Source organism: Flavobacterium sp. Root420 (assembly GCF_001427905.1).
In the GTDB taxonomy this organism is placed as follows: domain Bacteria; phylum Bacteroidota; class Bacteroidia; order Flavobacteriales; family Flavobacteriaceae; genus Flavobacterium.
The window spans coordinates 270359-293509 of the sequence record NZ_LMEF01000012.1 but is presented as its reverse complement, the minus strand read 5'-3'; the positions used below and the strand labels follow the sequence as shown (position 1 = coordinate 293509).

Sequence of the window (23151 nt, the reverse complement as noted above, 5' to 3'; positions counted from 1 at the left end):
GTGGCAAAAATCCGTCCTAATTTTCAAATATTTTAATTTGTGAAAATTAGTGTAATTTGTGGTAAAAAAAAGGGCCAATTTCAAACCATTTTTAATTCGTGGAAATTCGTGCAATTCGTGGCAAACCTTTTATAATTCGTGGCAAACCCTTAAAATAAAAAAGGCTTGACTTTCGTCAAACCTCTTTTATATAAATTATAATCTTACGATTACAACAAAGCGTCTAAACTATCTGCGTAGGTTTGTTTCGGAGCAACTCCTACTTGTTTTCCTACTACTTCACCGTTATGAAAAACCAAAACGGTTGGTATGTTACGCACACCATATTTTGCAGCGAATTCCTGGTTTGCATCTACATCTACCTTACCAACAACTACTTTACCTGCGTACTCATCGCTCAATTGGTCAATGATCGGACCAACCATTCTACAAGGACCACACCATGCTGCCCAAAAATCTACCATTACCGGTTTATCTGATTTTAAAACTACTTCGTCAAAAGTAGCATCTGTTATTGCTAATGCCATAATATCTTAGGTTTAAATTATGTCTGAATTATTAATCTTCAAACTAGAGTACAAATTTAAAAATTAAATACGAATGAAACACCATTCCCAAATTAGTTTTGATTATAAATGCATTGTCAATAGTTATATAATTTACATATCAGTTATTCAAAAAACTATTTCAACATAATAAATTGAAAACCAAATTATTAAAAACGGCACTAATTTTTATCATATCTTTAATGATTAAGAAAATTCGTCCAAATGAAAGAATCTTTACATAAAATAAAACAATTTTTACAATCGGCACGTTTTAAAAAATACGCTAAACGTTTTGGCTTTTTTGTTTTGGGACTTATCGCATTGGTACTTCTTGCCGGTGGCGGACTGTCCATTTATTTTAATCGGAACAAAACCGAAATAATGGCCAAAATCAATACCAAAATCAACGACAATATAAATGGCGATTTTCATATTGGCGATTTTCAATATAAATTTTTAACCGGTTTACCCAATTTCACTTTAGCCTTAAAAGAGGTCGAACTCAAAGACAAACAATGGAAAACCCATAAACATACTTTACTAAAAGCCAAAGAAATAGAAGTGCGTTTAAACGTCTGGAGTTTATTGCAAAAGGAAATCAGCATTCATAAAATCCTGATCAACGACGCCCAGATTTATCTGTATAAAGCCGAAAATGGGTATTCAAACTCTGACATTTTTAAACCAAAAAAGAAAAAAACACCCGAAAATAAAACCGATACCGAAACCACAATTGACCAGGTCGACCTCAGCAAAGTTCATTTTATTTTAGACAATCATGTGGGGCATAAATTATTTGATTTTGATGTGGCCAGTTTACAATCAAAAGTAAATTATGATGGAGACGATTGGGAAACCGATGTGTTTTTAGACACTCAAATAACCAGTTTGGCTTTTAATACTGTTCACGGAAGTTTTGCCAAACAAAAACAGCTCAAAGGAACTTTCGCTGTTTCTTATTCGGCCGAAAGAGAAAAAATAGATGTTAAAACGGATGATTTAAAAATTGGATCCGATTCCTTTGATATTGTGGCTTTTTTCAATTTAGCCAAAGGCAGCGCACTGTTCGGCATTAATATCAGCACTACAATTTTATGGCAAAATGCTTCTAATTTATTATCGGCAAACATCAGTTCGAAGCTGAACCATTTTAATTTAAAAAAAGAAATTGATGTGAATTGCGACATCAAAGGCGATTTTAATGCCGAAGGTGATCCGAGAATCGTCGTTCAGGCCGAAGTGCACAATAACGAATTGAGTATTCCGGATGGCTTATTGACCGATTGTAATTTCAAAGGTATTTTTACCAATAATTTCAAACCAAAAGAAGGCTTTAATGATGCTAATTCGGCTATAATCCTAACGCGTTTTTCTGCAAAATACAGAAATGTACCGCTTAAAATTGCGCAATTATCGATCAACAATCTCGAAAAACCATTGGCAACCGGAATCGTAAATTCTGATTTTGATCTTCCGGTTATCAACGAAGAAAACACCGAAAAATGGATTCATTTTACCGAAGGCCACGCCACGCTTAACTTAAAATTTCAGTTTGACATTGTCAATTTATACATCACCAAACCGCGTTTTATTGGGAATGTAGACGTTAAAAACGTTTCTTTCCATTTTATTCCTAAAAACGTTCACGCCGAAAAAATCAATGTGAAACTTGATTTTACGCAAGAAGCTTTAATCATTAATAAAATTGATTACAAGCACAAAAACAACACTATTTATATAGATGGAAGAATCAATAATTTCCTGAATCTCTATTACGATGCTCCTGAAAAGATGGTCGTAAACTGGAATATCTATTGCCCCAATATCGATGTCAAACAGTTTCTGGGCGTTCTGGCTACTTCTCAAAAAAAGAAAGTAACTTCCAAAAAACCATCTATGTCGTATCAATTGCGCAACGCGATCGAAAAATGTATAGTCGACATTAACCTCAAAGCCGATAAAATTACGTACAATAAATTGACCGCCACCAACACCAAAGCCCAAATCCAGATGATCGATTCCCGATTGGTGATCAAAAACGGCTCACTGCAAACCTGTAACGGAAGCATTAATTTTAGCACCACACTTTCTCCAACTGGCAAAAATTATAGTTTCGCCTCCAACGCACAGGTCAATCAGGTAGATATTACCCGTTTTTTAAAGTCGTTTAGCAACTTCGGAATCAAATCGTTTTCTCCAAATAACATCCGTGGAAGACTTACCAGCAATGCCAATTTAACCGGTATGATCAACAGCAACGGCGAATTGGTCCCGAATTCGGCACACGGAAATCTGACTTTCAATGTCGTTCATGGCGCTTTAGTAAACTTTGAACCTATTATGAAAGTGGGCAAGTTTGCGTTTCCGTTTCGCGATGTCGAAAACATCACCTTCAGCGATTTATCCGGCGATTTCAAACTTCGTGGAGAACTCGTCGATGTCAATAAACTCACCATAAGTTCCAGCGTGCTCAACTTCGATGCCGAAGGTATTTATTCCTTTGGCCGTGGCACCAATTTAGCCCTCACCATACCCCTCCGAAACTCCAAAGGCGACGCCAAAATGGCAACCAAAGCAGAACGCGACGCCGTCCGCGACCGTGGCATTGTCCTGCATTTACTTGCCGTTGATGATGGTGGGAAAATGAAAATTAAGTGGGGGAAGAAGGATAAGGGGAAGAATAAAAAAGATAGGTAATCCATTTATTACGCCTAACAACACGCAGTTTGTCACTCTGAGCGAAGTCGAAGAGCCACGCAAGAAACTCGACAAAGATTGGCACTAAAGTCTAATAATAATGCATACTAACAACCCAGTTTGTCACTCTGAGCGAAGTCGAAGAGCCACGCAAGAAACTCGACAAAGATTGGCACTAAAGTCTAATAATAAAGCATACTAATAGCCCAGTTTGTCACTCTGAGCGAAGTCGAAGAGCCACGCAAGAAACTCGCCAAAGATTGGCACTATAGTGTAATCAAGGTTGCCATTACACCCGTGTATAAACACCCAGTTTGTCATTTCGACGAAGGAGAAATCCTCGCAAGAAACTCGATAAAGATTAGCACAGAACACAAGAAAGAATTGGAATTTGGAATTTAAATTTTGGAATTTCTTTTTAATTAGGAGCTATTTCCTGCTATCCACTTGTATCTTTTTAGGCAGATCATTTACGGTAAGCGAGATATTTCCGATGGCCTAAAAAGGATACCGCTTCTATCAGGGCTAAGGGACTTGGTTTCATGAGAAAGCTTAAATTCTTATAATAAGAGAAACGAAACATCTTCAATAATGATTATCTTTCATTATTATTAAAAATATTAATTCTCGCTTGCAAAACATCGTAGTCAAAATGTCTCAAATTATAAATGTCACATGTGCAATTATCTTAAAAGATGATAAAGTATTAGTTGCCCAAAGAAATGAAAAAATGAAATTACCTTTAAAATGGGAATTTCCCGGTGGCAAATTAGAAATTAATGAAAATGAAGTTGATTGTATTAAGAGAGAAATAAAAGAAGAGATAAACATAGAAATCACAGTGTTAAAAAAACTTTCCCATAGTGTTCATGATTATGGTACTTTTAAAATTAATTTAATTCCTTTTTTAGCTCACTATCTTTCCGGTGAAATTAAATTAGCAGAACACAAAAATTATAAATTGTTAGAGAAATCTGAATTATTAAATCTTGATTGGGCTGAAGCAGATGTACCAATCGTTGAAGAATTTTTAAAACTTGAAATATGAACCAAGGGTTATATGAAGAATTAGTTACTAAACTAATAAACTATAAAATAAACGAGCTAGATAAAGAAACATTTCAAGTAAAAAAAACTCCAATAGATAAAGCAGAAGCAGCTCAGATTTTATCCCAACATATTGGTAATACTATAAAACATGCTTTCACACTAATTAAAGGTGAAGATGCGATTGAGACACAAATTGAAATTGCAAATAAGATTATTCTATTTCTAAAAGAAGAACTTAAAAAAGAAGAATTCGAAGATGATTTAATTGAAACAGAAGGAAAAATTTTAAAAGCTGTTTTTACAAAAATAGACACACATTTCACGGACTTAGATTTGCATTTAAAAGAAATTACTCCTTACACTAGACTTATTCATAGTGAACTCTTTACAGGAGGTAATTCTGGAACAACACTTGAAAGTGAATTGCGAAAGGAAATCTTATCATCTGATAAAATTGATTTATTGGTTTCGTTTATTAAATGGAAAGGAATCAGAATTCTTGAACGTGAATTGAGAGAATTTACAGAAAGAGGTGGAAAGTTAAGAGTAATTACGACTACTTATATTGGTGCAACGGACTCAAAAGCAATTGAATTCTTAGCATCATTAAATAATACAGAAGTAAAAGTTTCCTATAATACAGGAAATGAACGTTTACACGCAAAAGCTTATTTATTTCAAAGAAATACTGGGTTTCATACTGGTTATATTGGTTCTTCAAATTTTTCTCGTTCAGCTTTAACTGATGGATTAGAATGGAATCTAAAAGTTACAACCAAAGAAGTCGGACATATTATTGATAAATTTAAAAAAACATTCGAAGCGTATTGGCAAAATGCAGACTTTGAATTATACGACATCAACATTCATTCTGAAAAATTAGTTGAGGCTCTTAAACAAGGCCGATTTTCAAAGGAATATACTTTTTCAACAACATATTTCGACATCAAGCCTTTTCATTATCAAAGTGAAATCCTTGAAAAATTAGAAGTCGAAAGATTAGTTCATAATAGAAACAGAAACCTTTTAGTTGCCGCTACAGGAACAGGAAAAACGGTTATTTCTGCATTTGATTATAAAAATTTTAAAAACAACAATAAGTCATCAAAATTACTTTTTGTTGCACATAGAAAAGAAATTTTACAACAAGCAAAAACCACTTTTCAAGGCATTCTAAAAGATAATAATTTTGGAGATTTATGGGTTGATGGTATAGAAACAAATTCTAACGAATATGTTTTTGCTTCTGTTCAAACTTTAAACAATAGACTTAAAGAAATTAAACTTTCTCCTGAATATTATGATTTTATCATTGTTGATGAAGTGCATCATATTTCTGCAGCAACATATAGACCAATAATAAATTATTTCAAACCAAAAGTGCTTTTGGGACTCACCGCAACTCCTGAAAGAATGGATAATGCAGATATTTTGGCGGATTTTTGTAATCGTATCGCTGCTGAAATTAGATTACCTGAGGCATTAAATAAAAAGTTATTATGCCCTTTTCAGTATTTTGGAATTACTGACAGTATTGATTTAACCAATGTAAATTGGGAAAAAGGCAAATATGTAGCAAGCGAATTAACAAGTTTGTATACAAAAAACAATGTACGAGTTGGAGAAATAATCTCCAACCTAAATAAATACACGAATGACATAAATGATGTGCGCGCTATTGGCTTTTGTGTGACAATAGAACATGCCACTTTTATGGCAGAAAAATTCAATTTAGCGGGTTTAAAAGCAGAATATTTAACTGCTCAAAATTCTAACAATCGTGATAGAATTAGAGAGCAATTCAAGAAAAAAGAATTTAATTATTTATTTGTAGTTGATATTTTCAATGAAGGTGTAGATATTCCTGAAATTGATACCGTTTTGTTTTTAAGACCAACTGAAAGCTTGACAGTTTTTCTTCAACAGTTAGGCCGAGGCTTGCGTTTGGCAGAAGGAAAAGATTGTTTGACTGTTTTAGATTTTGTTGGAAATTCAAGACCAGAATATGATTTTGAGAACAAATTTAGAGCCTTAATCGGCAAAACGACAACATCTGTTCAAAAAGAAATTGAAGATGACTTTCCACATTTACCTTTAGGTTGTTCTGTTGTTTTGGAGAAAAAAGTAAAAGAAACAATTCTTGAAAACATAAAAAAGGCAACATCTTTAAATGTAAATCAATTAATAACTAAAATCACAAATTTTCAACATCAAACTGAATTGCCATTAACTTTAAATAATTTTATTGGGCTATACCATATTCCTATTGAAACGATTTATAAAAAAGATAGCTGGTCTAGATTACTACAACGAGCAGGAATAATTAAAGATTTTGAAAACACTAATGAAAAACAGATACTTTCTGCGATCAATAAAAAATGGTTATCTACCAACTCTACTAGTTATTTCAATTTCATTTTAATGATTGCCAGAAAAGGTTTCAACATTAGAATTTCTGATTTTGACGAAAATCAAAAAACTATGTTACTAATGCTACATTATGATGTCTGGCAAAATGCTGGTGGATTCGATTCTTTGGAAAAAAGTATAGTCCAAATAGGAAAAAACAAAACTCTTGTTAATGAAATTATAGAAGTTTTAGAAATATTAATTGATAAAATTGGTTTTAAAGAAATTGACATTCAATTACCTTATGACCAACCATTAAAGTTGCATGCACGTTATACAAGAGATCAAATATTAGTAGCTTTCGGCCTAAGTACATTTGATAAAAAATCATCTAATAGAGAAGGTGCCGCCGAAAACAAAAGTTTAAATACTGAAATACTTTTTATCAATTTAATTAAATCTGAAGAGGATTTTTCTCCTACAACTATGTATGAGGACTATGCAATAAATGAGACATTATTTCATTGGCAGTCACATAATGCTTATGGACCAGAAACTGACAAAGGAGTTTCATACATAAAACATCTTGAAAGAAATAAAAAAATATTACTTTTTGTCAGAGAAAAAGGTAAAGATGAAAATGGAAACACACTCGGATATGTTTTTATTGGAGAAGGTGTTTTTAAAGAAACTGAAGGTTCAAAACCAATGAATATAAAATGGGAACTAAATGAACCAATACCAAATTACCTTTGGACAGAGTCTGCAAAAATGTCGATAGGTTAGTTTTTAAAACAAAAAAACTTCAATTCTTGATATTTAGTTTGCTTATCGTCGCGGAGTTTCGAGTGTCATTCTTCGTTCCTCAGATTGACAAACTGGCCGTTAAAAATTCCCCAACAAATTTCATAATGTTTTATTAACTCACTTGGCATTTCATCTTAAATAAGATAGCTTTGAGAAACAATCATTAAAATATAAACCATATGAAAATTCAAATCAATACCGACAAAAACATCGAAGGACACGAAAGATTAGAAGCTTATTTTTCCGGAGAATTAGAAAAAGGGCTTACCCGTTTTGAAGAAAAAATAACCCGCGTTGAAGTACATTTCGGAGATGAAAATGGAGAGAAATTCAGCTTAAACGATAAAAAATGTGTAATCGAAGTCCGTACTGCAAAACTACAACCCATAACCGTTACAGAACACTCTGATACACTTGAAAAAGCTTTTAGCGGTGCTTTGGCTAAAGCCAAAAAAACATTGACGACTACTTTCGAAAAGCAAAAAACATTTTAGATATAAGATTTCATAAAAAAAAGACGTTTCGATTTGAAACGTCTTTTTTTTATGTTTAAACAGGTTCAAAGGCTCAAAGGGACAAAGGTCTGATTTCCTTTGTGCCTTTGAGCCTTTGTAGCTTTGCCCCTTTCCTTTATGATTTTGGCAAAGGCTGACCTACTGCGATGTCGCAACGGTGTCCGGGTTGTCCGTGAGCCGGATTCATTCCTTCAGCAACTTTTGGTGCTTCGGTACTTAATAAAGCCGGAACTGCATTTTCGGTACCCGCTGGTGGTGTAACCGTAAAAGTTTTCGATGTACTTCCGCTTTGGGCTGGTGTTGCCGCAACTGGTTTTGCAACCGGCGAATTTAAAGGCGCTCCAACCGGAATATCACATCTGTGACCTGGTTGTCCGTGCGACGGGTTCATTCCTTTAGCCACTTTTACCGGAGCCGCAACAGTTGTTGTGGTGACCATATTTTTCTGATTCGGATTTACCTGTACCGTTTGTGTGGGTTGTGCAGTTGCCGTTTGTCCTTGCGTTGGTGCCGAATTCAATGGCGCACCCACTGCAATATCGCAACGATGTCCTGGTTGTCCGTGTGCCGGATTTAATCCTTTTGTTTCTCCCAATACCGTATTCGGATTGGTTTGTGGCTGTGTCGCCTCTACTACCGACTTGACTTTGGCCGTATCTTTTACCAGTCCCAATTTAACTAATTCAGAAGTGGGCGTACTTTCCTGAGGTTCTAATTCCTTTTTGCAGGACACAAAAAGCAAAGAAGTAATAACGATCGAACTGATAAATATTTTCGGATTCATGATGTGGTATTTTTAGAGCATTCAAATATAGTAAATGAATGTTTATGTTTAAACCATATAAGTAATATAAGAGAATTTAAGTTTTGCTTTTCTTTGTCGGTTAATCTCGCAATCCCGATAGCTATCGGGAGCAGAGGCGCAAAGTTTTTGTTTCACGCAGATTTAAAAAGATTTAAGCAGATCGTCGCAGATTATTTATAGATTAAGATAAAATCATTAAAAATCTGCCTAAATCTGCAAAATCTGCGTGAAACTTTTATCTTTTGGCATTAGATTCTTATCTTTAACTCAAATAAGATAACCATGAAAAAATCAGTTCTCCTTTTATTATTTGTAACAGTTTTTGCTAATGCACAAAATGCCGAAAAGGAAAAAATTAACAAAACACTCGACGCCTGGCATAAAGCTGCGGGTGATGTGAAATTTGATGCTTATTTTGATTTAATGGCTGATGATGCCATTTTTATTGGAACGGATGCTACCGAAAACTGGAATAAAAAAGATTTCAAGATTTGGGCAAAACCTTTTTTTGACAAAGGAAAAGCATGGAATTTTACGGCATTAGAACGTCATATCTTTTTTGATAAAACCGGAAATGTTGCCTGGTTTGATGAATTGCTTAACACACAAATGAAAATTTGTCGCGGTTCAGGCGTTTTGGTTAAGGTGGGAAAAGAATGGAAAATTCAGCATTACGTTTTATCGATGACCGTTCCGAATGACGAAGTAAATGCGGCAATTAAAATAAAAGCACCAATCGAAGACGCTTTGATTGAGAAGCTAAAGAAAAAATAAAACATTTTCTAAGTTTCTTCTTATAATCCTAACTTTTCTAAGGCTTTACAAAAAAACATATCAAATCAATTATAATACAATTGACAATATTAGCCTAAATTTAGAAGCTCAAAATAACATTGTCTCAAAAAAACAACCCGAATTTTACAATATTGACTAAAATAAAAACTTAGCCTCTATTTTTACAGCCCTCAAAATCAAAATCTTTATTTTTTTTTAACTTTGACCCCAAAAAAAATAGGGCCCAATAAAGTATTTGAAAAATGAAAATAGAAAGACGCTGGATCATTTCCTTTATTATTATTAGTATTGTTTGTATTACGGGTGCATTTTGGCCAACGGTTACTGAAAACAGTTATGTCTTATCAGAATTTGGCACTACAGATCAAATTGTTCCTGCCGATGTTGCCTGGATGTTAACTTCTTGTTGTCTGGTTTTGATCATGACACCGGGATTATCCTTTTTCTATGGCGGAATGGTAGGCAAGAAAAATGTCATTTCGACCATGTTGCAAAGTTTTATCTGTTTGGGCGTTGTGACGCTTTTATGGGTTGTTGTTGGTTTTAGTTTAGCTTTTGGAGATCCGGTAGGTTTTGGATCTGGAGAACATTTTTACAGCTTCTTCGGAAATCCGACCACTTTTGCTTTTATGGATTACGTTAATATTTTACCACATAAAAAACTGGCAAGCACAATTCCGTTCATGCTTTTTGCTTTGTTCCAAATGAAATTCGCCATCATCGCGCCGGCAATTATTACAGGTTCGTTTGCAGAGCGCGTTCGTTTTATCTCTTATTTAATTTTCATCAGTTTATTTACTATTTTCATATACGCTCCGTTATGTCACGCCGTTTGGTATCCTACAGGAGTTTTAGGAAGTTATTTTGGCGTTAAAGATTTCGCCGGAGGAACTGTAGTACATATGAGTTCAGGATTTGCTGCACTTGCCGGAGTTATCGTTTTAGGAAAAAGAAAAAACAGCGACCATATTCCAACCAACATTCCGTTTGTATTATTAGGAACCGGAATGCTTTGGTTTGGCTGGTTTGGTTTCAATGCGGGTTCGGCACTTGCTGCTAATGGAACTGCCGCAATGGCGTTTGCAACGACAACGACTTCATCGGCAGCAGCCATGTTAACCTGGGTTTTCTTTGACCGAATGAACGGCAGGAAAGTTTCCGCTTTAGGAGCCTGTATTGGTGCTGTAGTAGGTTTAGTTGCCATAACTCCTGCTGCAGGATTTGTATCGGTTCCTGAAAGTATGTTTTTCGGATTCGTTACCGCTTTAGTTTCAAACTCTGTTGTAAACTGTCGTTTCTCAAAAAGATTTGATGATACACTGGACGTTTTTGCCTGTCACGGTGTTGGTGGAATTATGGGAATGATCCTGACTGCTATTTTCGCTCACGGTGAAGATGCGAGTTTACTACACGGCGGCTGGAATGTTTTCGGACATCACATGATGGCGTTGGTACTGGTTTCTATCTTTACTTTCTTCGGAGCTTATTTCTTGTTCAAAGTAACGAACTTTATTATTCCGCTAAGAGTTTCGGAAGAATCAGAACACATCGGTTTGGATTTATCTCAACACGATGAAACACTTGATCCAAAATCAAAACCAATTACAGAACCGCATTACGGTTAAAAAATATACTTTGCATTAAAATTAGCCACGAATTCACGAATTTTTTCTCCTTGTATTTACTACAACAGATAATTAAAATTCGTGAATTCGTGGCTAAAAATTTTAAAACCGAATTCAAGCTATTTTCATTCGTTTATATTCCTTAATTTTGCTGAAAATTTTTGTAAAAGTGGGAAGTAAAAATAAACTAAAAAGATTCAGAGAAAACGAAACATTTCAAAACGTTTTTCAACCAACCAGAGAAGAAGTTGTAGGCGATTTAATGCCTTTAAAAGGAAAATGGAACTCTGATTTCTTTAAAAATGACAATCCATTAGTTTTAGAATTAGGATGTGGAAAAGGAGAATATTCTGTTGGATTAGCAGAAAGATATCCGGACAAAAATTTTATCGGAATCGATATTAAAGGAGCCCGTTTCTGGAGAGGTGCTAAAACCGCTGTTGAAAACGGACTACATAATGTTGCTTTTGTTCGAACTCAAATCGAATTGATCAATCATATTTTTGCTGATAATGAAGTAGACGAAATCTGGATTACTTTCCCGGATCCGCAAATCAAATACAAAAGAACAAAACACAGAATGACGAATTCTGAATTTTTGAAATTGTATAAAAAAATACTTAAAAAAGACGGTGTCGTAAATCTTAAAACTGATAGTGAATTCATGCACGGTTATACCCTTGGATTGCTTCATGGTGAAGGGCACGAGGTTTTATACGCCAACCATAATGTATATAAAAACGAAGGAAGTCCGGAAGAAGTTACTGCTTTTCAGACCTTTTATGAAAAACAATATTTAGAAATTAACAAGGCAATTACGTATATTCGTTTCAAAATTAAAGATTAATTTAATTTTGAAAACAGATTTTACTAACCCATCAAACAACTGAATGGTCTTAATTACTCCATTACTTTCAGGTTTTATTGCCGCTTTCATTGGGATTATTCCGCCCGGATTAATCAACATGACCGCAGCAAAAGTAAATTTGAAAGAAGGAAAAAAGAATGCATTGTGGTTTGTTTTGGGAGCGCTTGTAGTGATTTTTTTTCAGGTTTATGTAGCTCTTTTATTTGCTCACGTAATTGACAATCGCCCAGATGTTGTAACGTTGCTGCGTGAAGTGGGATTCGTTATTTTTTCAATTTTAACGATTTACTTCTTATTTATTGCCAAAGAGCCAAAAACCAAAAAGAAATCCAAGATCAAAAAGAGCAGTAAAAAAAGCCGTTTCTTCTTAGGAATGCTGCTTTCTGGCCTGAACTTTTTCCCTATTCCATATTACGTTTTGGTAAGCGTTACTTTAGCTTCTTACCAGCTTTTTGTATTTGAAAACAATATCATTTTTACTTTTGTAATGGGTTCTGTTTTGGGTTCATTTGCGGCTCTATACAGTTACATCGGCTTCTTCGGAAAGATAGAAAAGAAAACCGATTACCTGATGCGCAACATGAATACCATTATTGGAAGTATTACGGGATTGGTCGCTGTGGTTACTCTTTTTAATATTTTGAATTACTATTTCGGGTAATTTTTTTGCCACAGATTAGAAGATTAGAATGATTTTCTGTTCGTGTGATAAAAAATATTCTCTCGCAGATTTAGCGGATTATTTAAATTTAAATTATTTTTATCTGCCAGATCTGCTAAATCTGCGAGAGAACAATTTTAAAAAGATTCACACAGATTTAAAGCAATCCAATAATTAGTGAAAATTCGTGTAATTCGTGGCAAAAACAACTATGGCTGAAGATAATTTTTTTGAAAGAGTTTATGAGATCGCCAGACAAATTCCGTATGGGAAAGTGACTTCTTATGGCGCTATTGCAAAAGCTTTGGGAACGGCTCGCTCTGCCCGAATGGTCGGCTGGGCGATGAATGCTTGTCATAACAGAGATGATGTTCCTGCGCATCGCGTTGTAAACAGAAAAGGACTCTTAACCGGAAAACACCATTTTGAGGGAACGAATTTAATGCAGCAATTACTTGAAAGCGAAGGCATTGAAGTCGTGAACAATCAAATTATAGATCTCGAAAAACACTTCTGGCAGCCGGAAATTTCCGCCATATAAGTTTATTTAAAGTTTTGTGTTAACTCACTGTGGTCATTTAATCTCGCAAAGGCGCGAAGGCGCAAAGTTTTTTCTTTAAAGTTTTCTTTGCGACTCTGCGACTTTGCGAGAGATCTATACGCAATCCATAATAAACTTACATTACTTATATGGTGAAAAAACTAAATCAAACAAATAACAAAGCTCGTCTTATCTTCATCGGTTTGGTAACTTAAGTATCCACCGTGAGCTTCGATGATGTTTTTGGAAAGTGTTAAGCCAATTCCGGCACCGTCTTTTCTGGTGGTAAAAAACGGCAGGAAAACTTTGTCTCTGATTTCCGAATCAATTCCTTTTCCGTTATCCGAAATCGTGATGAAAAATCTATTATTCTCGGTATAACTGGAGAGAAACATTTTCTTTTCCTGTTTCTCTTTTAAGGCATAAATACTGTTCGTAATCAAATTGATAATCACCTGCTCCATCTGATTTTTATCAATCAAAATCGAACGCGAACTATTGATTTCGTTGATCAGCTCAATATTCTCCGCCTTTAAAATAGGATTCATAATACGCAGGCAATCTTCGAAAAGAGCATTTATAGGGGTCATCACTTTTGTTGGCGTCGGCAGCATCGCCAGCTTTCGATAATTCTCCACAAAAACCTGAAGGTGGTCGCTCCTGTTTATAATCGTCGAAATACTGCTTTTGATGTCCTCAAAATCATCTTCTTCCAATTTTTCCTGATCGACAATTTGGAGCAAATTCTGCGAAAGCGCACGAATTGGCGTTAAGGAATTCATTAATTCATGCGAGATAATTTTCATCAGATTAATCCAGGCTTCTTTCTCCTTTTTCTCAATTACACGCTGAATACTGTCTAATAGAATAATGAAATATTCTTTGTTATAGGTTTTCGTCAATGAAGTTTGAAGCATAAAAGTCTGTAAATCCTGATCTTCAATTTTAATCGAAATCGCTGATTTTAGTTCGGCAAAATCAGACTTCTCTATTTCATTGCAAAGCGATGGCAAATAGTTTTTCAGATAACTCCAATGGCTCACTTTTGGAACTTTAAATAAATTGGAGAAACAATCGTTCATTAAAAAGATATTCCACTCCTCATTTTCTTTTTCTAAAATTAAAGCGCCGGTATCAATACTGTTTAAAATGGATTGATACACCAATTCTTTTGAGGTTTGTTCCTGCTGCTGATTTTTTAAAGCATCGTATAAAAGGTATAAACTTTTGAAATTGTCCTTTTTATTCTCTTCCGGAAAATTGGTCGAAAAATCCTTTTGAAGCATGGAAAGCAATGTTCTGTCATAAAACAATAGTTGATTTTTGACATAAAAATACATTTCGAAAAGCATTATTACGGCAAAAAGTCCAACCAAAATGGCATTGTAATAAAACATTTTATAGATCAGAAAAACGCAAAAGAAAAAAAGCATCATGACAAACAAGATTCTCACAAATAAGGCGTTATAAAACTTCCAATTTTTCACTATTTTATTTTTTTATGCTGATGAAAATTTAACCGCAAAGGTCGCAAATGGTTTACGCAAAGGTCGCTAAGCTTTAATTTTTGCTTTGAGACTAAACTTAATAGAAGATCACAAAGCTATGTGTTTTGATGCTAGTGAAATTACTAGATTAAAAATGATTTTTTACTTGGCATAATTCTCTCGCAGATTTAGCAGATAAAAATTATCTTGATTCTTGATTCTTGGTTCTTGGTTCTTGGCTCTTGGCTCTTTAACCATTCTTCAAATCGTATTTCTCAATTCTTCTGTACAAGGCAGCTCTTGACAAACCTAATTCTTCGGCAGTTTTACTGATGTTTCCGTGGTGTTTGAATAAGGCTTTTTCGATCGCAGTTTTCTCCATTTCAGATAACGGGTTTTCGTCGTTTTGCTGAACTTCTTCAAAATCGAAAATATCTAAGTCGTGAACCGTTATCGTATTATTATCGGCTAAAATTAAGGCGCGTTCGATCTTGTTTTCCATTTCGCGGACATTCCCTTTCCACGGGTATTTTTCTAAATAAGGGCCTGCATTTTCTTCAAACTGCCATCCCGAAGCTTCGGGACCATGATTGTATTTTTCGGCAATCTGATCGAGAATAAAATTAGCCATCGGAACAATATCATCTTTTCGTTCTCGTAAGGACGGCAACTGAATTTCCATTGTATTGATTCGGTATAATAAATCCTCACGAAAGGTTTTACTTTTGACCTCTGCTTTAATATCGCTGTTTGTTGCCGAAATAATTCGGACATTCAACGGTCTTGGTTTGCTTTCGCCTAAGCGTGTTACGGTTTTAGTTTGTAGAACGTGTAATAATTTGGCCTGTAAATGCAATGGAATATTTCCGATTTCATCGAGAAAAATAGTTCCATTTGAAGCCATTTCGAATCTTCCCGGAGTATCAATTTTGGCATCGGTAAAAGCACCTTTTGCGTAGCCAAAAAGTTCGCTTTCAAATAAATTATCACTTAGAGACCCCAAATCTACATGAACAAAAGGCTGGCTTTTTCGTGCTGAATGCTGATGAATAAACTCGGCAAAAACATATTTTCCAGTTCCGTTTTCTCCTAAAATCAACACGTTGGCATCGGTTTTGGCAACTCTTTCTGCTATAGAATAGGCTTGTTTTATTTTTTGGGAAGTTCCGACGAAGTATCTTTTTTCGGTTTTTTCAATTACTGGTTTTTTAGTGTTTTTTCTGCTTTCGGCGAGAGCCTTATCAATGGTTTCCAGCAATTTTTCGTTGTGCCAGGGTTTCAAAACATAGTCAAAAGCACCAATTTTTATGCCTTCAACAGCGGTTTCTATTTTACCAAACGCTGTCATTAAAATCACGATGGTTTGCGGTGAAAGTGTTTTGATTTCTTTTAGCCAATGAATTCCTTCACGCCCGTCTTCAAAACCAATTCGGTAATTCATGTCCAATAAAACCACATTTATTTCATTTTCACTTAAAAGAGAAATGATTTTTTTGGGATTATTGGTCGTGAAAATGGTTTCAAAATGTTTTTTGAGAATCATTTTTGCTGAAAAAAGAATTTCTTCCTGATCGTCAACAATTAATATTTGGGCTAATTTTTTTCGCATCTGTCTTTTTTTGTCCGATTTTGAACGGTCAACTGTTCATTATCGAACACTCCTTTTTTTGAATGGTTTTTAAAGCTTCTTTAAAATCAAGGCTTTACAAATAATAAATTTTGTGGCACAATATTTACCTATTGGTAATCAACAAATTATTTATAAAATGGACAAGGTAATTCCTCGTAAAAATAGAAAATTTAGATATCTCACAATAGCAATTGGAGTTTTTTTAGTTTTGGCTGTCATCATCTTTTTTTCATTTAACACCAAAAGAAGTTTGAATGTAAAAGCAGAAGAACTATCCGTTCAAAAAATTGAAAAAGCCTTTTTTGAAGATTTTGTGGTTTTTCAGGCCAAAGTTGAACCTTTGAACGTGATGCTTGTAAACGTTACCGAAGGAGGATCTGTAAAAGAGATTTTTGTTGAAAACGGTGCGATCGTAACCAAAGGACAATCGCTGGCAAGATTATACAATCCGAATACAGAACTGAATTACCTGACTCAGGAAACCGCTATTATTGAGCAAATCAACAATTTAAATACCGGGAAACTGAATATTAGAAATCAGGAATTGAATTTAAATAAAGATTTGGTTTTGATCGAGCACGATTATAACGACGCCAAAAGAGTATACGATATGAATGCTCGTTTATATGAGAAAGAAGTGATCTCAAAAAACGACTGGAATACCTTCAAAGAAAGTTTACGTTTTCAGGAAGAACGAAAAAGAACGATTCAGCAAAGTATTCAAAAAGAGAAACAAACCAATCAGGTTCAGATCTCTCAAATCAACCGTTCGATTCAGACGATGGAGAAAAGTTTGGATATTTTAAGAAACAACAAAAAGAACTTTTTGATTACTGCACCGGAAACCGGAAGATTAACATCATTTGAACCCGTTTTAGGAAAAACATTCCAAGCGGGAGAAAGCATCGGAAAAATCGATTCTAAAAAAGGGTACAAACTGGCTGCCGATGTTGACGAATTTTACTTGGAAAAAGTTCGCGAAGGCTTAAAAGGTCAGGTAGAATTTAAAGGAAAAACATTGGAAGTTTTGGTCACTAAAGTAATTCCGGAGGTTAAAAGCGGACACTTTACAGTTGAATTGGCTTTCACTTCTAAAGAAGAAATCGTTTTGCAGGACGGACTTAGTTTTGGCGTAAAACTGATTTTATCTGAGAAAAACAAAACATTAGTCGTTCCAAAAGGAAGTTTCAATCAGGAAACCGCCGGAAAATGGATTTTTGTAGTAAAAGGAAATAAAGCCGAAAGAAGAAACATCAAATTAGGCAGAGAAAATCCTTCGTATTATGAAATTCTGGAAGGCTTAAAAGAAGGAGAATCTGTGATTACTTCGTCTTATACGGACTATAAAGATGTTGAGGAGTTGTCGATTAGTTCCCAATAAAAAAGGTTGCAGGTTTCAAGTTGCAGGTTTCAAGTTGCAAAGCCAACTCACAATTTACAATTCACAATTAATAAAGAGTTTCAATCATCAATCAAAATCATCAATCAAAAAACGAATAATAACATTTAACACCTTTACCATTATGATAACAATTCAAAATTTAACCAAAGTTTTTAGAACAGAAGAAGTAGAAACATCAGCATTAAGCGGTATTTCTTTAGAAATTAAAAAAGGTGATTTTTTAACTATCATGGGGCCTTCAGGTTGTGGAAAATCGACTTTACTAAATATCATCGGACTTTTGGACAGCGCTAGTGATGGAAGTTATAAATTATTAGATCAGGAAATGATTGGCCTAAAAGAAAAAGGAAGAGCTGCTGTTCGTAAAGAAAACATCGGCTTCATTTTTCAGAATTTCAACCTGATCGATGAGCTTTCTGTTTACGACAATATCGAATTGCCTTTGCTTTATAACAATGTAAAAGCAGCTGACAGAAAACAAAAAATTGAGGCAATTGCCGAGAAACTAAATATTTCTCATCGTTTGAAACATTATCCGCAACAGCTCTCCGGTGGACAACAACAAAGAGTTGCTGTTGCAAGGGCTTTGGTAAATGATCCTAAAATCATTTTGGCCGATGAGCCAACCGGAAACCTGGACAGTAAAAACGGTAATGAGGTAATGGAACTTTTAACGGATTTACACGCAAAAGGCGCAACAATTTTGATGGTAACCCACTCTGATTATGATGCTTCGTTTTCGCAAAAAACGATTCATATGAAAGACGGCGTAATATTCTCTGAGCGATTCAATCAGAGAAATGTAGATGTTTTTATGGACGCTAAATAATTTCAAAATGATAAAATTTATTATAACCGCAATCACAATTCTAATTGGATTTGTTTGCCAGATATTAGCAATGATCTAAAAACCTAATGGGTATAAAACCTTTAGATCTTAAAAAAAAAACTAACAACAACTATAAAAAATACACCATGATTTTTAACTGGTTTAAAATATTTATTTATCATTTAAAGCAAAGCAAACTGTTTTCGTTTTTAAATGTTTTAGGATTAAGCATCGGGATTGCCGGTGTGATTTTCGCAATCCTGTATTGGAACAACGAAAACGCGTACGACCAATGGAATCCTGAAAAAGAAAACACATATCAGGTTTTGAACAAGATAGGAATGACAGGCAATACCTGGGCATCCAATTCCATTCCCTTTGGAGAAACCTGCAAAGCCACAATTCCTGAGATTGAATCTATTTGTTTTTTTAACAATACCTGGTATGATGATGCACCAATAAAATATCAGAATAAAAAAATAATGGCTAACAAAATCACAGTTGCCGACAATGGCTTTTTTGATGTTTTTCCGTTTCCAATCGTAAAGGGAGCCAAAACTAATATCCTGAAAGAAGACAACAGTGTTGCAATCTCTGAAGAAACAGCCAAATTGCTTTTTAACAATGAAGACCCAATTGGTCAGTCGATCAATTATAGTAATAAGTCTTATACCGTAAAGTCGGTTTACCGCTTAATGAGACCGTCTTCCATCGAACCTAACTACGTTTTTGGTAGCGTAAAGCGTCCACAGGATATAGACAGCTGGGGAAATTTCAATTACGGTATGATGATTAAGGTTAAAAAAGGCACAGATCCTACTGCACTTTTAAAGAAGATGCAAAATGTAAATTTTGTCAACAGAACAGTAAAAGACGCAAAAGAAAGTGGTCAGACTGTAGCTCAATATCTTAAGGAAAATGGCGAAACAACCGTTATTATCGATCAATTACAAACGGCTCGCTTACATGGAACAAAATCTTCTCAGGGAATTAATTTTCCTGAAGGAAGAGGTAATTTGCAGCTGCTTTATATCATGGTTGGTTTGTCTATTTTGATTCTGGTTTTATCTTTGGTAAACTATATTAACCTGGCAACAGCCTCAGCAATAAAACGTGCCAAAGAAGTGGGTGTGCGTAAAATTGTAGGTGCTACAAAAGGCCAGATTACAACGCAGTTTATCTTTGAAACGGCCATAATTGTTATTCTATCGATAATATTCGCTTTGGCAATTGTTGAACTTTCCCTGCCTTATTACAACACCTTTTTAAAGAAAACTTTAACCATGAATGGTGGTGAATTTTACCTGCAGCTCATTTTTATATTTGGATTAGTAATTGTTCTTGCGGGTATTTTCCCTGCCGTTTATATCTCCAATTTTGAAACTTTAAAAGTATTAAAAGGTAATTTTTCCCGAAGTAAAAGCGGAATCTGGATTCGAAATTCGATGTTGATCTTTCAGTTCGGGATTGCGGCCTTTTTTATCATTGGTGCTTTGATTGTAAATTCTCAGGTTGATTATATGATGAACAAGGATCTTGGTTTTAGCGGTAATCAGGTATTGAGAATTCCGTTTAATACTCCTGAACGAAAACAAAGAACAGACAAATACCTGACGATGAAACAGGAAATCAGGAAGATTTCAGGAGTTGAGGAAATTTCTACTTTTGCTGGAACTTTTGGAAACAGTACTAATTCCAGTTCAGGATTTACACATAACGGTATTGCCGTACAGCCAAGAAATGTTGAAATGGATTTTGGCTTTCTTGAAATGATGAAAATCAAAATCGTTCAGGGCCGTGATTTATCTCCGGAATTTGCCTCCGACACTGTTAGTAATATGCTGATGAACGAAACTTTGGTAAAAACTTTAAACCTTAAAAACCCAATAAATACGATCATAACATCTGGCTGGGGAGATGACGATGGAGAAAATTTGAAATTTAAAATCGTGGGGGTTGTAAAAGATTTTCATATTACAGGACTTCAGGACAAAGTTCCTCCGATGGTTTTCGTCAACCTTAAAACATTAGAATGGAATAACTTTAATAATGTTTATGTAAAAGTTTCTCCAAATAATTTAAGCGAAACTTTAGCTAAACTAAAAAGCTATTGGGAGAAAAATGTAAATCCCGATTACCCTTTTGATTATGAATTTGTAAATAAAGGCTTTGCCAGAACCTATCAGGAACAGGTAAAACAAAAAGATTTGTTTTTCATCTTAAATCTTGTTGTTATTGTCATCGCTATTTTTGGATTGTTTGCTTTGGCATCATTTTCGATGGAAAGAAGACTGAAAGAAATTGCCATAAGAAAAACATTAGGAGCGGAAACCGATATTTTGCTAAAAGAATTATCAAAACAATACGTAATTTTTTGTTTGTTGGGATTTGCAATCGGAATTGTTCCGGCTTACATTTTGCTGCAAAAATGGCTGGAGAATTTTGCTTTCAGAATCAATGTTTCCGTAATACCTTTCAGCATTGCGTTAGTTTCTTTATTGATTTTAACGTTAATGATTGTTTTGGCAAAAGCGTATCAGGTAACCAAAATAGACATTTTAAAATATTTAAAATACGAATAGAACTTGTAGACCATTTTTTTTAAGAAACCCGCCAGATTTATTAAATCTGACGGGTTTCTTTCTTATAAATCTAAGTTGTTATGCTTTATATTTTTTATTTGCTGGCCAATAAGAGCAATAGTATCATTTTGAATAATTTCGATATCAATAAATACGATTCAAAAAGGATAGAAATCCGAACATAATCTGTTATCTTTGCAGTCTGAAACGAGTTTAAATAAACATAGTGTTTAAAAACGTTTCGCCAATAGAAAACACCTACATTAAAAATGAAACTAGATAGAAAAGAAATTCTTAAAGCTCTGGAAACAATTACCATAGCCGGAGAAGGAAAAAATATGGTTGAAAGCGGTGCTGTTGCCAATGTTATTACTTTTGGTGATGAAGTAGTCGTAGATTTACTATTGCACACACCGGCAATGCACATTAAAAAAAGAGCCGAAGATGACGTCAAAAAAACAATTCATGAATTGGTATCTCCTGAAGCTAAAGTTAAAGTAAACATTAAAGTTGAAGCAAAGGAAAATCCTAATGAAATAAAAGGAAAAGCAATTCCCGGAATCAAAAATATTATTGCCGTTGCCTCTGGTAAAGGTGGTGTTGGAAAATCAACCGTTACTGCAAATCTTGCCGTAACACTTGCCAAAATGGGTTTTGCCGTTGGAGTTTTAGATGCTGATATTTACGGACCTTCAATGCCAATTATGTTTGACGTTGAAAACGAAAAACCAGTTTCGATTACTGTTGACGGAAAATCAAAAATGAAACCAATCGAAAGTTTTGAAGTCAAAATACTTTCTATCGGATTCTTTACAGCACCAAGTCAGGCAGTAATCTGGAGAGGTCCTATGGCTGCAAAAGCTTTAAACCAAATGATCTTTGATGCAGATTGGGGAGAATTAGATTTCATGCTAATCGATTTACCTCCTGGAACCGGAGACATTCACCTTTCGATTATGCAATCATTGCCAATTACCGGAGCTGTAGTTGTAAGTACACCTCAGGCTGTGGCACTTGCAGATGCTAAAAAAGGAGTTTCAATGTTTATGCAGGACAATATTAATGTTCCTGTTTTGGGGATCATTGAAAATATGGCGTACTTTACACCAGAAGAATTACCTGACAATAAATACTATATCTTTGGACAGGAAGGAGCTAAAAACCTTGCAGAAGACTTAGGTGTTCCATTCTTAGGAGAAGTACCAATTGTACAATCCATTCGTGAAGCAGGAGATTACGGTCGTCCGGCAGCTTTGCAAACAGCCTCTGTAATAGAAACTATTTTTGAAGAAATTACCAGAAATGTGGTGCAGGAAGTAGTAAACAGAAACGATAGCTTACCAGCAACAGAAGCCATTAAAATTACAACAATGGCTGGATGTTCAGCGGTTAAAAAGAATTAGATAATTGAGATAAAATTAGATAATGAGAAAATTAGATAATTAGATAATGACCGAAAGACAATTATCTAATTGACACATTTTCTCATTATCTAATTCTCTAATTGATATATAAAATTATGACAACAGAAGAATTAACAAGCAACGTATTACTGGCTCTTGATGAAATCAGACCTTTTTTAAATTCTGATGGAGGAGATATTACGCTTATTTCTATAGACGATGACAAACATGTTAAAGTTCGTCTTGAAGGCGCATGTATTAGCTGTAGCGTAAATCAAATGACGCTGAAAGCAGGGGTTGAAACAACCATAAAAAAATATGCACCACAGATTGAAACTGTAGTAAATATAATGTAACAAACAGGCCCTCTTTCTTTATTCCTTAAGTCCCAGGTCATTAACAGGAATAATAGCTCTTTTGAAGATTTTCTTTATAAATCATAAATAAATCACTCAAAAAGCATGTGATATTACAGAATTGACAAAAAACAAGCCAAAGATTTAAGAGTTTAAGTTACGGATTTACTGCATTTTAACTTAATTTTGCAACAACCCTTA

At 34.6% G+C, this 23151-nt stretch carries 18 protein-coding genes; 14 read left to right on the top strand and 4 right to left on the bottom strand.

Annotated features, from left to right (window positions below; all coding sequences use genetic code 11):
• Positions 1–209 precede the first annotated feature (209 nt).
• A complete protein-coding gene (gene trxA / locus ASC72_RS08930) occupies positions 210–527 on the bottom strand; it encodes a thioredoxin (RefSeq protein ID WP_012023423.1) in 318 nt (105 codons plus the stop codon).
• Positions 528–770: 243 nt separating this feature from the next.
• On the opposite strand from trxA, the gene ASC72_RS08925 reads away from it, so the two are divergent.
• The 4 genes from ASC72_RS08925 (at position 771) to ASC72_RS08910 (ending at position 7945) form a co-directional block, all read left to right on the top strand.
• Positions 771–3245 (top strand): AsmA family protein, encoded by a 2475-nt coding sequence (locus ASC72_RS08925; protein ID WP_056189945.1) that lies wholly within the window; start codon positions 771–773, stop codon positions 3243–3245.
• A 652-nt stretch (positions 3246–3897) separates the two neighbouring features.
• Positions 3898–4293 (top strand): (deoxy)nucleoside triphosphate pyrophosphohydrolase, encoded by a 396-nt coding sequence (locus ASC72_RS08920; RefSeq protein WP_371258449.1) that lies wholly within the window; start codon positions 3898–3900, stop codon positions 4291–4293.
• On the top strand, positions 4290–7430 hold the full coding sequence (locus ASC72_RS08915; protein WP_056189942.1) for a DEAD/DEAH box helicase: 3141 nt from the start codon (positions 4290–4292) through the stop codon (positions 7428–7430). The genes ASC72_RS08920 and ASC72_RS08915 overlap by 4 nt, the downstream gene beginning before the upstream one ends.
• 200 nt (positions 7431–7630) lie before the next feature.
• A complete protein-coding gene (locus ASC72_RS08910; RefSeq protein ID WP_026982687.1) occupies positions 7631–7945 on the top strand; it encodes an HPF/RaiA family ribosome-associated protein in 315 nt (104 codons plus the stop codon).
• A 136-nt stretch (positions 7946–8081) separates the two neighbouring features.
• Here ASC72_RS08910 and ASC72_RS08905 read toward each other — a convergent pair whose 3' ends face one another.
• Positions 8082–8750, bottom strand: coding sequence for a hypothetical protein (locus ASC72_RS08905; protein WP_056189938.1), 669 nt, complete (start codon positions 8748–8750; stop codon positions 8082–8084).
• A gap of 303 nt (positions 8751–9053) precedes the next feature.
• On the opposite strand from ASC72_RS08905, the gene ASC72_RS08900 reads away from it, so the two are divergent.
• The 5 genes from ASC72_RS08900 to ASC72_RS08880 all read left to right on the top strand — a co-directional run bounded on the left by ASC72_RS08900 (position 9054) and on the right by ASC72_RS08880 (position 13261).
• Positions 9054–9545 carry a nuclear transport factor 2 family protein gene (locus ASC72_RS08900; protein ID WP_056189935.1) on the top strand — a complete coding sequence of 164 codons (492 nt, stop codon included), beginning with the start codon at positions 9054–9056 and terminating at the stop codon, positions 9543–9545.
• Between the two features lie 263 nt (positions 9546–9808).
• Entirely contained in the window at positions 9809–11191 is a 1383-nt protein-coding gene (locus tag ASC72_RS08895; RefSeq protein WP_056189930.1) for an ammonium transporter, read from the top strand.
• 169 nt (positions 11192–11360) lie between these two features.
• Complete coding sequence (gene trmB / locus ASC72_RS08890) at positions 11361–12038, top strand: tRNA (guanosine(46)-N7)-methyltransferase TrmB (protein ID WP_056190496.1); 678 nt, start codon at positions 11361–11363, stop codon at positions 12036–12038.
• A gap of 43 nt (positions 12039–12081) precedes the next feature.
• Entirely contained in the window at positions 12082–12720 is a 639-nt protein-coding gene (locus tag ASC72_RS08885) for a LysE family transporter (protein WP_056189927.1), read from the top strand.
• 211 nt (positions 12721–12931) lie between these two features.
• Entirely contained in the window at positions 12932–13261 is a 330-nt protein-coding gene (locus ASC72_RS08880) for an MGMT family protein (RefSeq protein ID WP_056190494.1), read from the top strand.
• Positions 13262–13422: 161 nt separating this feature from the next.
• Here ASC72_RS08880 and ASC72_RS08875 read toward each other — a convergent pair whose 3' ends face one another.
• The gene (locus ASC72_RS08875; RefSeq protein WP_056189923.1) at positions 13423–14748 is read right to left on the bottom strand and encodes a PAS domain-containing sensor histidine kinase; all 1326 of its coding nucleotides are present in this window, start codon (positions 14746–14748) and stop codon (positions 13423–13425) included.
• 250 nt (positions 14749–14998) lie between these two features.
• Positions 14999–16357: a sigma-54 dependent transcriptional regulator gene (locus ASC72_RS08870; RefSeq protein ID WP_056189918.1), complete on the bottom strand. Its 1359-nt coding sequence runs from the start codon at positions 16355–16357 to the stop codon at positions 14999–15001.
• Between the two features lie 157 nt (positions 16358–16514).
• Between ASC72_RS08870 and ASC72_RS08865 the strand changes: the two genes are divergently transcribed.
• From ASC72_RS08865 to ASC72_RS08845, 5 genes are all read left to right on the top strand, one after another.
• Positions 16515–17759 carry an efflux RND transporter periplasmic adaptor subunit gene (locus tag ASC72_RS08865; RefSeq protein ID WP_082564286.1) on the top strand — a complete coding sequence of 415 codons (1245 nt, stop codon included), beginning with the start codon at positions 16515–16517 and terminating at the stop codon, positions 17757–17759.
• 142 nt (positions 17760–17901) lie between these two features.
• Positions 17902–18609, top strand: a complete 708-nt coding sequence (locus tag ASC72_RS08860; RefSeq protein ID WP_056189912.1) for an ABC transporter ATP-binding protein — start codon at positions 17902–17904, stop codon at positions 18607–18609.
• A 146-nt stretch (positions 18610–18755) separates the two neighbouring features.
• The gene (locus ASC72_RS08855) at positions 18756–21191 is read left to right on the top strand and encodes an ABC transporter permease (RefSeq protein WP_056190492.1); all 2436 of its coding nucleotides are present in this window, start codon (positions 18756–18758) and stop codon (positions 21189–21191) included.
• Between the two features lie 269 nt (positions 21192–21460).
• A complete protein-coding gene (locus ASC72_RS08850; protein WP_056189909.1) occupies positions 21461–22594 on the top strand; it encodes an Mrp/NBP35 family ATP-binding protein in 1134 nt (377 codons plus the stop codon).
• 116 nt (positions 22595–22710) lie between these two features.
• A complete protein-coding gene (locus ASC72_RS08845) occupies positions 22711–22950 on the top strand; it encodes a NifU family protein (RefSeq protein ID WP_026982674.1) in 240 nt (79 codons plus the stop codon).
• The last annotated feature ends 201 nt before the right edge of the window (positions 22951–23151 follow it).

Bases quoted from the DNA above. Each gene is read 5' to 3' on its own strand.
- trxA (WP_012023423.1), bottom strand. From the start codon at position 527: ATGGCATTAGCAATAACAGATGCTACTTTTGACGAAGTAGTTTTAAAA.
- ASC72_RS08925 (WP_056189945.1), top strand. From the start codon at position 771: ATGAAAGAATCTTTACATAAAATAAAACAATTTTTACAATCGGCACGT.
- ASC72_RS08920 (WP_371258449.1), top strand. From the start codon at position 3,898: ATGTCTCAAATTATAAATGTCACATGTGCAATTATCTTAAAAGATGAT.
- ASC72_RS08915 (WP_056189942.1), top strand. From the start codon at position 4,290: ATGAACCAAGGGTTATATGAAGAATTAGTTACTAAACTAATAAACTAT.
- ASC72_RS08910 (WP_026982687.1), top strand. From the start codon at position 7,631: ATGAAAATTCAAATCAATACCGACAAAAACATCGAAGGACACGAAAGA.
- ASC72_RS08905 (WP_056189938.1), bottom strand. From the start codon at position 8,750: ATGAATCCGAAAATATTTATCAGTTCGATCGTTATTACTTCTTTGCTT.
- ASC72_RS08900 (WP_056189935.1), top strand. From the start codon at position 9,054: ATGAAAAAATCAGTTCTCCTTTTATTATTTGTAACAGTTTTTGCTAAT.
- ASC72_RS08895 (WP_056189930.1), top strand. From the start codon at position 9,809: ATGAAAATAGAAAGACGCTGGATCATTTCCTTTATTATTATTAGTATT.
- ASC72_RS08885 (WP_056189927.1), top strand. From the start codon at position 12,082: ATGGTCTTAATTACTCCATTACTTTCAGGTTTTATTGCCGCTTTCATT.
- ASC72_RS08880 (WP_056190494.1), top strand. From the start codon at position 12,932: ATGGCTGAAGATAATTTTTTTGAAAGAGTTTATGAGATCGCCAGACAA.
- ASC72_RS08870 (WP_056189918.1), bottom strand. From the start codon at position 16,357: ATGCGAAAAAAATTAGCCCAAATATTAATTGTTGACGATCAGGAAGAA.
- ASC72_RS08865 (WP_082564286.1), top strand. From the start codon at position 16,515: ATGGACAAGGTAATTCCTCGTAAAAATAGAAAATTTAGATATCTCACA.
- ASC72_RS08860 (WP_056189912.1), top strand. From the start codon at position 17,902: ATGATAACAATTCAAAATTTAACCAAAGTTTTTAGAACAGAAGAAGTA.
- ASC72_RS08855 (WP_056190492.1), top strand. From the start codon at position 18,756: ATGATTTTTAACTGGTTTAAAATATTTATTTATCATTTAAAGCAAAGC.
- ASC72_RS08850 (WP_056189909.1), top strand. From the start codon at position 21,461: ATGAAACTAGATAGAAAAGAAATTCTTAAAGCTCTGGAAACAATTACC.
- ASC72_RS08845 (WP_026982674.1), top strand. From the start codon at position 22,711: ATGACAACAGAAGAATTAACAAGCAACGTATTACTGGCTCTTGATGAA.